Genomic DNA, 14,759 nt, shown 5'->3' with positions numbered 1-14,759 from the left:
CTTTTGTATCAAAGACGCTGTAAGATACGCCGCACTTAGCCAGGGATGCTCACCATGTTCGACTCGTTCAAAACGATCTGCCGCCGTTTATTCGGTGCATTAGCGACGGTGGTGGGTGCCCTGTTCGGCCAATGGCGTCCGCCGTTCTGGCTGCGTGCCATCGGCGATGGCGTGCTGGCGCTCGGCCACAAGGCGCGCGCCTATCCGCGCCAGGCTGGGGCCGGCGTGTTGGGTGTGCTGCTGCTGGGCGCCGCCGGTTTCTATGGCTGGCAGTGGTACTCCCATCTGCCCAAGCCGCACACCGTGAGTTATTCGCTGCACAAGCCCAATCTCACCGACTACACCCAGCCAACGCCGGTTGTGGATAACGTGCAGGTGCGGTTCGCCGAGTCCGTGGCTCCGCTGGCGGCGATTGGCAAGCCGGTGAACGCAGGTATCACGCTCAAACCGAGCGTAGCGGGCACGTGGCGCTGGTCCGATGACCGCACATTGCTGTTCGTGCCGGAAAAAGACTGGCCCATCGACGCCGGTTACACCCTGGACCTGGCGAAGAAAAACCTGTTGGCCGACGGCGTATTGCTCGACCAATACAGCGCTCAGTTCTCCACCCAACCGTTCCGCGCCACCCTGGCGCAAAACGAGCTGTATCAAGACCCGTCCAACCCGACGCTGAAACAGCTGGTGGCAACCTTCCATTTTTCCCACCCGGTGGATGAAGACAGCCTGCGCAAACGCGTGACGGTTACCCTCGGCAAAGGCCTGACCTACCGCGACGCCCAGTTGCCCAACCGCCCGGAAATCACCTTCGACGAGAAAAAACTCAACGCCTACGTGCGCTCCGCCGCCCTGGCCACCCCGCTGGAAAGCACCCCGGTCAGCGCCAAGCTCGACGAAGGCCTCAAGGCCCGCGACGGCGGCAACGCCAGCACTGCGCCGCTGGTGGCCGAAGTCACCGTGCCCGGGCGTTATCGCCTGACCTTTACCGGTGCTGAAGTGAGCTTTGTCGACAACGAACGCGGCGAGCCGGAGCCGGTGCTGATGTTCAGCAGCTCCAGTGCCGTAGCCGATGACACCATCGCCGCTAAGGTGCAGGCCTGGTTGCTGCCGGAAAAAGCCGAAGACGACACGCGCCCCTACAACAGCAACGACATCGACGACGCCCTGCTCGCCCGCAGCAGCAAGGTCAACCTGACCCACGTGCCCAGCGTCGAACCGCTGAACACCCTGCACGCCTTCAAGTTCAAGGCGCCAGCCGGTCGGGCTCTCTACGTGCGCGTGCCCGCCAACCTGGAAGCCATCGGCGGCTATCTGGCGAAGAATCCTACGGCGTCGCTGATCAGCATGCCGGCGTATCCGCGCACCTTGCAGTTCCTGTCTGACGGCGCCTTGCTCAGCCTCAATGGCGAAAAACGCCTGGGCTTCATGGCCCGTGGCGTGCCCGGCGCCCATGTGGAAATCGCCCGCCTGCTGCCCAACCAGTTGCAACACCTGGTGGACCAGAGCAGCGGCAGCTTTGCCCGGCCGAATTTTGGCAACGAGTACTTCGATCGCATGGTGGAGCGTCAGTCACTGGACATCCCGCTGTCCTCCAATGACCCGGCGAAAACCGTCTACGACAACGTCGACCTCGGCCACTACCTCACCGCCAACGGCGGCCGGCGCGGCATCTTTGTGCTCAAGCTCAGCCCGCAGGATGAGCCGGTCGAGCGCACCTTCGAGTACGACCGCAGCAGCACCAGCGACCTGCGGTTTATCGTGGTGACGGATCTGGGCATCATCGCCAAGCGCTCCAGCGATGGCAGCCATGATGTGTATGTGCAATCCATCGGCAACGGTTCGCCGGTGTCGGATGCACAAGTCGATATCATCGGCCGCAACGGCTTGCCGGTCAGCAGCGGGCGCACCGACGCCGAAGGCCACGCGCATTTCGCCAAGCTGGATGAACTGCGCCGTGAGAAAACGCCGCTGATGTATGTCGTCACCCGCGGCAACGATCAATCCTTCCTGCCGATTGCCCGTCAGTCCCAGCAGCTGGATTTGTCGCGCTTCGACGTAGGCGGTCTGGAAGAGGACGGCGCGATTGATCGCCTTAGCGCCTACCTGTTTACCGACCGTGGTCTGTACCGCCCGGGCGAAACCGCGCACTTGGGCATGATCGTACGCAGCGGTAACTGGCAAGGCGCCTTGCAAGGCCTGCCGGTGGAGCTGCAAATCACCGACCCACGCGGCCTGGAGGTGATCCGCCAGCCGCTGAAGCTGTCCGCCAGCGGTTTTGAGACCTTTGATTTCCCCAGCAGCGAAGTCGCCCCCGCCGGGGAATACACCGCGACCTTGCAGTTGATTGGCCAGAAACAGACCCGCACCGACCTGGGCAGCGTGAGCTTCAAGGTCCGCGACTTCGAACCGGACCGCATGAAGGTCAGCCTGAGCTTGCATGACACCCCCGTGCAGGGCTGGATTCCACCGGATCAGGTGGTGGCCAAAGTCACCGCGATGCACCTGTTCGGCGCCCCGGCCGCTGGCCGTCGAGTCACTGCAAAGATGTCTCTGAGCCCAACACTCGCGGCCTTCGAGCGCTACCCCGACTACCGCTTCCGCCTCAACGACGGCCTGGAAGACGCCACTACCGAAGACCTGGCCGAAACCACCGTGGACGACAACGGCCAGGCCGTGCTCGACCTCAACCTGCAACGTTTCGCCAACAGCACCTATCGCTTGCAAGTCATGACCCAGGTGTTCGAAGCCGAGGGCGGTCGCAATGTGGCGGCGCAAAGTGCGTTGCTGGTGTCGTCCGCACCTTACCTTGTGGGTGTGAAAAGTCAGGATTCGCTGTCGTACGTCGCCAAGGATGCGCCGCGCCAGGTGCAATGGCTGGCCGTCGCGCCAGACCTTTCGCCGGTAGCCGTGGGCGGCCTGACCAGCGAAGTGGTCGAGCACCGCTACGTGTCGGTACTGGTGAAACAGTCCAACGGCACCTACAAGTACGAGTCGCGCATCAAGAACATCAGCCAGCCGGCCTCACCGCTGGTGATGACAAAAGACGGCGCCAAGCAGGCCCTGAACACTTCCACGCCGGGGGATTTCACCCTGCAACTGAAAGACGCCAACGGCAACCTGCTCAACCAGATCGAGTACAGCGTGGCCGGGCGTGGCAACACCTCGCGCTCCCTGGAACGCAACGCCGAGCTGCAACTGCGCCTGGATAAACGCAGCTACGCCAGCGGTGACGAGATCGCCATCAGCATCCGTGCGCCGTACACCGGCGCCGGCTTGATCACCATTGAGCGCGACAAGGTCTACACCCAGCAATGGTTCAAGGCCGACAGCACCAACAGCGTGCAACATATCCGTGTGCCTGCGGGGCTTGAAGGCAATGCCTACGTCAACGTGCAGTTTGTGCGGGATATGGGTTCGGCCGAGGTGTATATGAGCCCGCTGTCCTACGGCGTGGTGCCATTCAGCATCAACCTGGATGCACGGCGCATGGCGCTGAAGGTCGAAGGCCCGGCGAAGATCGAGCCCGGGCAACTGCTCGACATCAAGGTCAACGCCGACCGGCCAGGCCGCGCGGTGGTTTACGCGGTTGACGAAGGCATCCTGCAAGTGGCGCGCTACCAGACGCCGGACCCGCTGGGCTTCTTCTTCCAGAAACGCGCATTGGAAGTCGGCACCAGTCAGATCCTTGACCTGATCCTGCCGGAATTCAGCCGCTTGCTCAGTGGAGCAGCGCCCGGTGGCGATACGGAAGGCGCCCTGGCCAACCACCTGAACCCGTTCAAGCGTAAACATCAGCCGCCTGTGGCGTGGTGGTCCGGCTTGGTGGATTTGCCGGCCGGTGAAACCGTGCTGCATTACCAGGTACCGGACAGCTTCAACGGCAAGCTGCACCTGTTTGCGGTGGCGGTGGACAGCGACAGTGTGGGCGTCAGCGAAGCCACCACCGACGTGCGTGGCCCAATTGTGATCACACCAAACGTGCCGGCCTTTGTCGCGCCGGGGGATGTGTTCAACGTCAGTGCCGGGGTGTTCAGCAACCTGGATGCGGCGGCGGACGTGAAGTTTGAAGTGCAGACCAGCGACGGCCTCAAGGTGCAGGGCGACAAGGACAGCACCCTGTCCCTGCAACCGCGCAAGGAAGGCACCGCCGAGTTCAAGATCAAGGTTGGCGACACCCTCGGTTCGGCAGACCTGCGCTTTGTCGCGGTGTTGCCGGATGGCAAGCGCATCCAGGTGGCTGAGACCACGTCGATCCGCCCACTGAGCGAGCACCGTGTGGCCCTGAGCCTGGGCCGCTTCGACAGCGCCAGCAAAGAGTTGAAACCAACCCGCGAGCTGTTCAGCCAATTGCGCGACGTGCAACTGGGCGTCGCGGCCTCGCCGCTGGTGTGGGCCAACGGCCTCAAGCACTACCTGGATGACTACGGCTACGCCTGCACCGAGCAATTGGTGTCCAAGGCCATGCCCGCATTGATCTGGGGTGGCAACGCGCCGGAAGCCGAGCAAGCCTTCAACGGTGCCGTGCGCATGTTGCGTCAACGCCAGAACCAGGCCGGCGGCTTTGGTTTGTGGGCGGCCAACCCGGACGTGGCGCCGTACGCCAGCCTGTACGCCACCGACTTCCTGATCGAAGCCAAGGAGCGCGGGCTGCCGGTGCCGGAAGACCTGCTGGTGCGCTCGAACGCGTATCTGACAGACCTGGCCAACGGTCCTAGCGAAGGCCTGTCGGAATTGCGCAATCGCGCCTACGCCAGTTACCTGCTGAGCCGTCAGGGGATTCTGGTGAGCGGGGCCTTGAGCGATATCCGCGAGCGCTACGAGAGCTACTTCAAGGACAGTTGGCAGAACGACCTGGGCGCCGCCTATTTAGCCGCAAGCTACAAGTTGCTCAAGCAAGATCGCCAGGCCGACGCCTTGTTCCGCAAGATTCCATGGCGTTCCCTTGTGGATAAGTGGAGCAGCGACGGCCTGTATTACGACCCGCTGGTGCACGATGCCGAACACCTGCACCTGCTGGCGCGCCACTTCCCCGAGTTGCTCGATGATGTGCCCGTGGCGCTGCTGGATAAACTCGGCAAGCGTCTCAACGAGCAGCGCTACAACTCGCTGTCGGCGGCGCTGTTGCTGCGCGCCCTGGACAACTATGGCCAGCGGGCGCAAAGCGATATGACGCTGAAGGCCACCGCCTGGTTGGGCGACAAGCAGCAGCAATTGCTGGAGATGGCCGGCCAGCCGCCGCGTGCTGCGGTGCCGGGAACCACGCAAAAACTGGTCATGGAAAAATCCGACGGCCCAGCCGCCTTTTACATGCTCAGCGAGGCCGGTTTCGACAAGGGCGCCAAGCTCAAGCCGATCAGCAATGGCCTGGAAATCTTCCACGAATACCTCGACCTCAAGGGCGAGCCGGTGAGCAAAGTCGCGGTGGGCGATGAGTTCCTGGTGCGCTTGCGCCTGCGCGCCACCGACCGTGACCAGGTGCAGCAAGTGGCCGTGGTGGATTTGCTGCCGGGTGGCGTCGAGCCTGTGTATAACTTGCCACCGGAGCCGGAAGCCGCCAGTTCCGAGGACGGTGAAGAGTCCGAATACGTCGAAGAAGACAGCCAGGAAGAACCGGCCTGGCAAGCGCCCATCGGCGAAACCGAGCTGAGCAATTGGCAGCCGGACTATGTGGACGTACGAGATGATCGAGTGGTGTTGTACGGCACCGCACTGCGCGATGTAGGCACGTTCGTGTACCGCGTGCGCGCCACCAACGCCGGCACGTTCAACACGCCACCGGCCTACGCCGAAGGCATGTACGAAACCACCCTGCAAGGGCGCGGCAAAGTAGGCGAGCTTGAAATTACCAAGCCTTAAGCGCCTGACACTGCCGCTGTTCGCAGCGGCGGTGGTCCTGGTGGGGCTGCGGCTGTGGCCCCATGCCCCGCTGGAGCAGGCCGTGACCTCGTCACGGCTAGTGCTGGCCGACGATGGCTCACTGCTGCGCATGACGTTGGCGGATGATGGGCAATACCGGCTTTGGCTACCGCTAGAGCGGATTTCTCCTTCGTTGGTCGAAGCCTTGCTGCTCAAGGAAGACCGCAATTTCTACTGGCACCCGGGGATCAATCCCCCGGCATTGCTGCGCGCGGCCATGGCCACCTACAGCGGTGGCCAGCGCCAGGGCGGCTCGACCTTGAGCATGCAATTGGCGCGGCGCCTGTGGGACCTGAACACCCGCCAAGTGCCGGGCAAGTTGCAACAGATGGCCTTGGCGTTGTGGCTGGAAGCACGCTACAGCAAGCACGATATCCTTGAGGCCTACCTGAACCTGGCGCCCATGGGCGGCAATATCGAAGGCGCCGAGGCCGCCAGCCGTATCTACTTTGGCAAGGCGGCGGCGCAGTTGTCGTTGTCCGAAGCGCTGGCGCTGGCGGTGATCCCGCAGCAGCCGGGGCGGCGTGCGCGCTTCGGGCCGTCGCTGCAAAACGCGCGGCTGCGCTTGATGGCCGATTGGCGCGAGACTTATCCACAAGACCGGCGTAACGACAGTTTGCTGGAATTGCCCCTGGAGGCGCGTAGCCGCCAGCAGATCCCGTTTCTGGCGCCGCATTTGAGCGAACAGTTACTGGCGTCCCAGCCCGGCAACGAGCTCAACAGCACCCTCAACCTGCCCTTGCAGCAATTGCTCGAACGGCTGATCACAGGCTTTATCGCCGAGCGGCGCAGCACCGGGGTGGAGAACGCCACGGCGATCCTGATCGACAGCCGCGACCAGAGCGTCAAGGCGCTGGTGGGTTCGGCGGATTACTTATCCACAGGCATTCACGGCCAGGTCAATGGCGTGCTGTCGCGGCGCTCACCGGGTTCGACGCTCAAGCCCTTCCTGTATGGGCTGGCGTTGGACCAGGGGGTGATCCACCCCATGAGCATCCTCAAGGATCTACCCAGTAACTTCGGCTACTTCCAGCCGGAAAACTTCGACGGCAGTTTTGTCGGCCCGCTGACGGCACGGGATGCCTTGATCCGTAGTCGCAATATCCCGGCGGTGTGGCTGGCCAGCCAGGTGAAGTCGCCGTCCTTGTATGGGTTGCTGCAACGCGCCGGCATCAAGGGCCTGCGCGATGAAAGCCATTACGGCCTGGCCCTGGCCCTCGGCGGCGGCGAGATGACCCCGGAAGAACTGGCGCGACTGTATGTAATGCTGGCCGGTGATGGGCATCTGCGGCCGTTGCGCTATTTACAGGAGCAGCCGCCAGCCACCGGTGCACAACTGCTCACACCACAAGCCGCCTTTATGGTGCGCGACATGCTGCGCCGCAACCCTCGCCCGGACGGCTTGCCCGGTCGTCATTGGCGCACGGCTTGGAAGACCGGCACGTCGTGGGGTTTCCACGATGCCTGGAGCGCCGGGCTGGTGGGCCCTTACGTGCTGGTGGTGTGGGTGGGCAACTTCGATGGTCGGCCGAACCCGGCGTTTATCGGTGCCAAGACCGCCGCGCCACTGTTCTTTCGCATCGCCGACGCCCTGCCCCTGGCCTTGCCCAACGTGGTGATCAAGCCCGACAAGGCGCCGCCCGGGCTGGTGCGCATCGAGGTCTGCGCGGCGTCCGGCGAATTGCCCAACCGCTGGTGCCCGCAAACCCGCAAGACCTGGTACATCCCCGGCGTCTCACCGATTCGCGTGTCCAACCTGCACCGCCCGGTGCTGATCGACACGCGCACCGGCAAAGCCGCCTGCCCGCCATTCGAGGCGCAATACACCCGTGAAGAAGTCTTCGAGTTCTGGCCCAGCGACGTGCAGCGCCTGTACCGCGCCGCCGGCCTGCCCCGGCGCACGCCGCCCAGCGTGATGAAAAACTGCCAGCCCAACCGTATCGGCGACCAAAGCGAAGCGCCGCAAATCCGTTCACCGTTGACCCAGGTGAGTTATCAGTTACGCCTGTCCCAACCCCAGGAAAGCATCCCGCTGAATGCCAACGCGGCCAGCGATGCGACGACGCTGTACTGGTTTGCCGATCAAACGCTGATCGGCCAGGGCCCGCCGCAAGCCACGCTGAACTGGCGGCCGGGCAAGTCGGGGGAGTATCGGTTGCGGGTTACGGATGATCAGGGACGCAGTGCGGGGCGCGGGTTGCGGGTGGAGTTTGTGCCGTGATCGGACGACTACGCGACTACTTCCACGTAGCTGGACTCACCGCCTCCGGTCGCACCTGACAACCAACCCCAGACAAAAGCCAGGGTGGTACGCCCGGCGTGATCAACACCAACCGTGCCCCGCGACCAACCCGCCAGCAACTCCCCTTCCGTGGTCAGGCATTGAAAGAGCAGCTCGATGGTATCCGGGCCGGTTACCCGCCCGACCTGCTGGCCGGTGCGAATCCGCCCGCCCTGGTAGGTGCTCGAGATGGCGTCGCCTTCGACTTGATAATGGAACACCGTACCGGCGCCGGAGAGCCCTTGGCTGTTGTTGGCGACCGCAAACCGGCGATTGTGCAAACGCTCGCCGATTGGGGAAAAAGAGGTTGGCATCGATGTCGAATCCTTTCGTCGTGATGGTCCTGGAGACCCGGCGGGCCTCCAGGGAAGGCGGAGTTACTCCACCGTCACCGACTTCGCCAGGTTGCGCGGCTGGTCAACGTCAGTGCCCTTGAGCACGGCAACGTAGTACGACAGCAGTTGCAGCGGGATGGTGTAGAGGATCGGCGACAGGATGTCGTGAATATGCGGAACGTTGATGACGTGGGTGCCTTCGCCGTTGGTCATGCCGGCTTTTTCGTCGGCGAACACCACCAGTTGGCCGCCACGGGCGCGCACTTCCTGCAGGTTGGACTTGAGCTTTTCCAGCAGTTCGTTGTTCGGCGCGACGGTGACCACCGGCATGTCGTCATCCACCAGGGCCAGTGGGCCGTGTTTCAGCTCGCCGGCTGGGTAGGCTTCGGCGTGGATGTAGGAGATTTCCTTGAGCTTGAGCGCGCCCTCCATTGCCACTGGGTATTGCGCGCCACGGCCGAGGAACAGGGTGTGGTTCTTGTCGGCAAACAGCTCGGCGACTTTTTCCACGGTGCTGTCCATGGCCAGGGCTTCGCCGAGGCGAGTGGGCAGGCGGCGCAGTTCTTCGACCAGGGTGGCTTCGACGCCATCGGCGAGGGTGCCGCGCACTTGGCCCAGGGACAGGGTCAGCAGCAACAAGCCAACGAGTTGGGTGGTGAAGGCTTTGGTCGAGGCCACGCCGATTTCGCGGCCGGCCTGGGTCAGCAGGGTCAGGTCGGATTCACGCACCAGGGAGCTGATGCTCACGTTGCAGATCGCCAGGCTGGCGAGGAAGCCCAGTTCCTTGGCGTTGCGCAGGGCGGCCAGGGTGTCGGCGGTTTCGCCGGACTGGGAAATGGTCACGAACAGGGTGTCGGGCTGCACCACCACCTTGCGGTAGCGGAATTCGCTGGCGACTTCGACCTGGCACGGGATGCCGGCCAGTTCTTCCAGCCAGTAACGGGCAACCATGCCGGCGTGGTAGCTGGTGCCACAGGCGACGATCTGCACATTGCGCACTTTGGCGAACAGCTCGGCGGCTTGTGGGCCGAAGGCGTTGACCAGCACTTGGTTCTGGCTCAAGCGACCTTCCAGGGTGCGTTGCACCACAGCCGGTTGCTCATGGATTTCTTTGAGCATGAAGTGGCGGAACTCGCCTTTGTCGGCTGCTTCGGCGCCATCGCGGTACTGCACGGCTTCGCGCTCGACGGTGTTGCCGTTTACGTCCCAGATCGCCACGCTTTCACGGCGGATGTCGGCAATATCGCCTTCTTCCAGGTACATGAAGCGGTCAGTGACCTGGCGCAGGGCCAGTTGGTCGGAAGCGAGGAAGTTTTCCCCCAGGCCCAGGCCAATCACCAACGGGCTGCCACTGCGGGCGGCGACCACGCGGTCGGGCTGGCTGGCGCTGACCACGGCCAAGCCATAGGCGCCGTGCAGTTCCTTGACCGTGGCCTTGAGGGCGGTGGTCAGGTCGCTGTGGTCTTTGAGTTTGTGGTTGAGCAGGTGGGCGATGACTTCGGTGTCGGTGTCCGAGGTGAACACGTAGCCCAGGCCCTTGAGTTGTTCGCGCAGCACTTCGTGGTTTTCGATGATGCCGTTGTGCACCACCGCCAGGTCGCCGGAGAAGTGTGGGTGGGCATTACGCTCGCACGGCGCACCGTGGGTGGCCCAGCGGGTGTGGGCAATGCCCAGACGACCGACCAGCGGCTCGCCCGCGAGGGCCTGTTCCAACTCGCTGACCTTGCCCGGACGGCGCATGCGCTCCAGCTTGCCCGCGTTGGTGAAAACCGCCACGCCGGCGCTGTCGTAGCCACGATATTCCAGGCGCTTGAGGCCTTCGAGCAGGATGGCAGTTACGTTACGTTCGGCGACTGCGCCAACAATTCCACACATGATGTTTCTCCTAGATGATTGCCGCGCATATCAGCGTAATGCCGCGGGCTTGGATCTGGTCGCGGGCCTCAAGCGGCAGGCGATCATCGGTAATAAGGGTATGGACGCTGCTCCAGGGCAGTTCCAGGTTGGGAATCTTGCGGCCGATCTTGTCGGATTCGACCATCACCACCACTTCCCGGGCGACCTCGGCCATCACGCGGCTCAGGCCCAGCAGTTCGTTGAAAGTGGTGGTACCGCGCTGCAGGTCGATGCCATCGGCACCGATAAACAGCTGATCAAAGTCATAGGACCGTAGCACCTGCTCGGCGACCTGGCCCTGGAACGAATCCGAGTGAGGGTCCCAGGTGCCGCCGGTCATCAACAGCACCGGTTCATGCTCCAGTTCGCTCAAGGCGCTGGCCACGTGCAGGGAGTTGGTCATCACCACCAGGCCGGGCTGGTGGCCCAGTTCCGGGATCATCGCGGCGGTGGTGCTGCCGCTGTCGATGATGATGCGCGCGTGTTCACGCAGGCGCATCACGGCGGCACGGGCAATGGCGCGCTTGTACACCGAGATGGGCTGGGCGGCGTCGCCCACCAATTCCTGGGGCACGGTGATGGCGCCACCGTAGCGGCGCAGCAGCAGGCCGTTGCTTTCGAGGGCTGCCAGGTCCTTGCGGATGGTCACTTCCGACGTTTCGAAATGCTTGGCCAACGCGTCCACGCTGACTTCGCCCTGTTCATTGAGCAAGGCCAGGATATTATGGCGTCGTTGGGGTGTATTTCGTTTCGACATGGCAGTGATAAGTTTCGTTTCGAAAGATAACGAAGACAATCAAAACCTATTGGCGAAAGATCGTCAAGCGGGGCGTAGTAAATTTCTGGAAAAATCCCCAATCAAATGTGGAAGCTGGCTTGCCTGCGATAGCGGTGTATCAGTTTGCACATCAGTGACTGATAGACCGCTATCGCAGGCAAGCCAGCTCCCACAGGGGATCGCGTTGGCCACGTGAGCTGTGGGTAACTCAGGTCTTTTTGATTTTGACCGGGCGCTTCCAGCCGTCGATGTTGCGTTGGCGGGCGCGGGCTACCGCCAGTTGAGACTTATCCACATCCTGATTGATCGTTGAGCCGGCGGCGGTGTTCGAGCCATCACCAATAGAGACAGGCGCAATCAGTGAGTTATTGGAGCCGATGAAGACATCGTCACCAATGGTCGTCTGGTACTTGTTCGCGCCGTCGTAGTTGCAGGTAATGGCACCTGCGCCGATGTTGCTGCGAGCACCAATCACCGCATCCCCGAGGTAGGCCAAGTGGCCGGCCTTGGCATCGTCACCCATTCGGGCGTTCTTTAGTTCGACGAAATTGCCCACATGCGCCCTGGCACCCATCACGGTTCCCGGACGCAGTCGCGCAAACGGACCGGCATCGCTGCCCTCCCCCATCACCGCACCGTCCAGGTGACTGTTGGCCTTGACCACCACACCTTTGCGCAGGGTGCTGTCCTTGATCACGCAGTTCGGGCCGATCACCACGTCGTCTTCGATGATCACGCGGCCTTCGAGGATCACGTTGATGTCGATCAGCACGTCGCGGCCCACGGTCACTTCGCCTCGTACATCGAAACGCGCCGGGTCGCGCAGGGTCACGCCCTGGGCCATCAGGCGGCGGCCTTCACGCAGCTGGTAGTGACGCTCCAGTTCGGCGAGTTGCTTGCGGTCGTTGGCGCCCTGCACTTCCATGGGGTCGAGAGGCTGCTCGGTGGCGACCAACAGGCCATCGCTCACAGCCATCTCAATCACGTCGGTGAGGTAGTACTCGCCCTGGGCGTTGTTGTTGGACAGGCGGCTCATCCAGTCGGCGAGCTTATTGGCAGGCACCGCCATGATTCCGGTGTTGCCTTCGGTGATGGCGCGCTGGGCTTCGCTGGCATCTTTATGCTCGACGATGGCCGCGACCTTGCCGTCAGCGTTGCGCACGATACGGCCATAGCCGGTAGGATCATCCAGCTCGACGGTGAGCAGGCCCATCTGCCCTGGCACCACGTGCTTGAGCAGGCGTTGCAGGGTTTCCACTTCGATCAGTGGTACGTCACCGTAGAGGATCAGCACGGTGTCGGCAGTGATGAACGGCACGGCTTGCGCGGTGGCGTGGCCGGTGCCGAGTTGCTTGTCTTGCAATACGAAATTCAGGTCGTCCGCGGCCAGGCGTTCACGCACCACATCGGCACCGTGGCCGATCACCACGTGAATGCGCTGTGGATCGAGCTGCCGCGCGCTGTGGATAACATGGCCAAGCATGGAATTGCCGGCAACCGGATGCAGCACCTTGGGCAGGGCCGAACGCATGCGGGTGCCTTGGCCTGCGGCGAGAATGACGATTTCAAGAGACATGAATGGCTACCAATCCTGGGCGGTCCGACGTCAGACCAGAGAAGTGTTTTGCTGAAAAAGAAAAAGGGTAGCCGAGGCTACCCTTTTTAATCAATCGCACATGAAACAAGACGGCGTAGCCGCTTACTTCTTGCGGATCTGCTGGAGCGTGCGCAGCTGGGCTGCAGCCTCGGCCAGACGTACAGCAGCAGCGCTGTAGTCGAAGTCCGCACCCTTTTCGTTCAGGGCCTTCTCGGCAGCCTTGACGGCTTCCTGAGCGGAGGCTTCATCCAGGTCGCCAGCACGTTGCACGGTGTCGGCAAGTACCTTGACCATGTTCGGCTGAACCTCAAGGAAACCACCGGAGATGTAGAACACCTCCTTTTCCCCGCCTTGCTTGGTCAGAGTGATCGGACCCGGCTTCAAGCTGGTGATCAACGGCGCGTGACCCATGGCAATACCAAGGTCACCGAGTTCGCCGTGTGCAATCACCATCTCTACCAGACCGGAGAAGATTTCCCCTTCCGCGCTGACGATATCGCAATGGACTGTCATAGCCATCTGATTGCCTCAACCTGATGAGCGCCCGTTTCCGGGCGCTTGGATTACAGTTTCTTGGCTTTCTCGATCGCTTCTTCGATGCCGCCAACCATGTAGAACGCTTGTTCTGGCAGGTGGTCGTAGTCACCGTTGAGGATGCCTTTGAAGCCAGCAATGGTGTCTTTCAGGGAAACGTATTTACCCGAGGCACCGGTGAAGACTTCAGCCACGAAGAACGGCTGCGACAAGAAACGCTGGATCTTACGAGCACGGTTTACCAACTGCTTGTCGGCTTCCGACAGCTCGTCCATACCCAGGATCGCAATGATGTCCTTCAGTTCTTTGTAACGCTGCAGCACGTACTGAACGCCGCGAGCGGTGTCGTAGTGCTCCTGGCCGATCACGTTCGGGTCCAGCTGGCGCGAAGTCGAGTCGAGTGGATCGACCGCTGGGTAGATACCCAGGGAAGCGATGTCACGGGACAGAACGACGGTGGCGTCCAAGTGGGCGAAGGTGGTCGCTGGCGACGGGTCAGTCAAGTCATCCGCAGGTACGTATACCGCTTGGATCGAAGTGATCGAACCTTCTTTGGTCGAAGTAATACGTTCTTGCAGAACGCCCATCTCTTCGGCCAGGGTCGGCTGGTAACCTACTGCGGAAGGCATACGGCCCAGCAGTGCGGATACTTCAGTACCGGCCAAGGTGTAACGGTAGATGTTGTCGACGAACAGCAGAACGTCGTTACCTTCGTCACGGAACTTCTCGGCCATGGTCAGGCCAGTCAGTGCTACGCGCAGACGGTTACCCGGCGGCTCGTTCATCTGACCGTAAACCAGTGCCACTTTGTCCAGAACGTTGGAGTCCTTCATCTCGTGGTAGAAGTCGTTACCCTCACGGGTACGCTCGCCCACACCGGCGAACACGGAATAACCGCTGTGCTCGATGGCGATGTTACGGATCAGTTCCATCATGTTTACGGTCTTGCCTACACCGGCACCACCGAACAGACCGACTTTACCGCCTTTGGCGAACGGGCAAACCAGGTCGATAACCTTGATGCCAGTTTCCAGCAGGTCGTTGCCGCCAGCTTGTTCCGCGAACGAAGGTGCTGGACGGTGAATGCCCCAACGCTCTTCGGTGTCGATCGGACCAGCTTCGTCAATCGGGTTGCCCAGTACGTCCATGATCCGGCCCAGGGTCGCTTTACCGACCGGTACGGAGATGGCTGCGCCAGAGTCGACAACGTCCAGACCGCGCTTCAAGCCTTCGGTGGAACCCATCGCAATGGTACGAACTACGCCGTCGCCCAGCTGTTGCTGAACTTCCAGAGTAGTGTCCGCGCCTTGTACTTTCAGCGCGTTGTAGATGCTCGGTACGCTGTCGCGTGGAAATTCCACGTCGATAACGGCGCCGATGATTTGAACGATACGTCCGCTACTCATAGCTGGATCCTCTGAATAT

8 protein-coding genes are annotated in these 14,759 nt (G+C 62.1%); 2 read left to right on the top strand and 6 right to left on the bottom strand.

Features of this window, described 5'->3' with window-relative positions; all coding sequences use genetic code 11:
* Positions 1-54 precede the first annotated feature (54 nt).
* On the top strand, positions 55-5,853 hold the full coding sequence (locus ACZRMO_RS05745; protein ID WP_463972204.1) for an alpha-2-macroglobulin: 5,799 nt from the start codon (positions 55-57) through the stop codon (positions 5,851-5,853).
* A complete protein-coding gene (pbpC, locus tag ACZRMO_RS05740) occupies positions 5,834-8,134 on the top strand; it encodes a penicillin-binding protein 1C (RefSeq protein WP_463972203.1) in 2,301 nt (766 codons plus the stop codon). Before ACZRMO_RS05745 ends, pbpC begins: the two co-directional genes overlap by 20 nt.
* 8 nt (positions 8,135-8,142) lie before the next feature.
* On the opposite strand, the gene ACZRMO_RS05735 is transcribed toward pbpC, so the two are convergent.
* The 6 genes from ACZRMO_RS05735 to atpD all read right to left on the bottom strand — a co-directional run bounded on the left by ACZRMO_RS05735 (position 8,143) and on the right by atpD (position 14,740).
* Positions 8,143-8,508: a hypothetical protein gene (locus ACZRMO_RS05735; RefSeq protein WP_463972202.1), complete on the bottom strand. Its 366-nt coding sequence runs from the start codon at positions 8,506-8,508 to the stop codon at positions 8,143-8,145.
* A 63-nt stretch (positions 8,509-8,571) separates the two neighbouring features.
* Positions 8,572-10,404 carry a glutamine--fructose-6-phosphate transaminase (isomerizing) gene (gene glmS, locus ACZRMO_RS05730; protein WP_463972201.1) on the bottom strand — a complete coding sequence of 611 codons (1,833 nt, stop codon included), beginning with the start codon at positions 10,402-10,404 and terminating at the stop codon, positions 8,572-8,574.
* Between the two features lie 10 nt (positions 10,405-10,414).
* Complete coding sequence (locus ACZRMO_RS05725; RefSeq protein ID WP_463972200.1) at positions 10,415-11,182, bottom strand: DeoR/GlpR family DNA-binding transcription regulator; 768 nt, start codon at positions 11,180-11,182, stop codon at positions 10,415-10,417.
* Between the two features lie 229 nt (positions 11,183-11,411).
* Positions 11,412-12,779: a bifunctional UDP-N-acetylglucosamine diphosphorylase/glucosamine-1-phosphate N-acetyltransferase GlmU gene (glmU, locus tag ACZRMO_RS05720; RefSeq protein WP_463972199.1), complete on the bottom strand. Its 1,368-nt coding sequence runs from the start codon at positions 12,777-12,779 to the stop codon at positions 11,412-11,414.
* 123 nt (positions 12,780-12,902) lie between these two features.
* Entirely contained in the window at positions 12,903-13,319 is a 417-nt protein-coding gene (locus ACZRMO_RS05715) for a F0F1 ATP synthase subunit epsilon (RefSeq protein ID WP_003177061.1), read from the bottom strand.
* Positions 13,320-13,363: 44 nt separating this feature from the next.
* A complete protein-coding gene (gene atpD / locus ACZRMO_RS05710) occupies positions 13,364-14,740 on the bottom strand; it encodes a F0F1 ATP synthase subunit beta (protein WP_010207684.1) in 1,377 nt (458 codons plus the stop codon).
* Positions 14,741-14,759: the final 19 nt, after the last annotated feature.

The organism is Pseudomonas sp. B611 (assembly GCF_055407965.1).
This window is presented reverse-complemented; position numbering and strand designations above follow the sequence as displayed.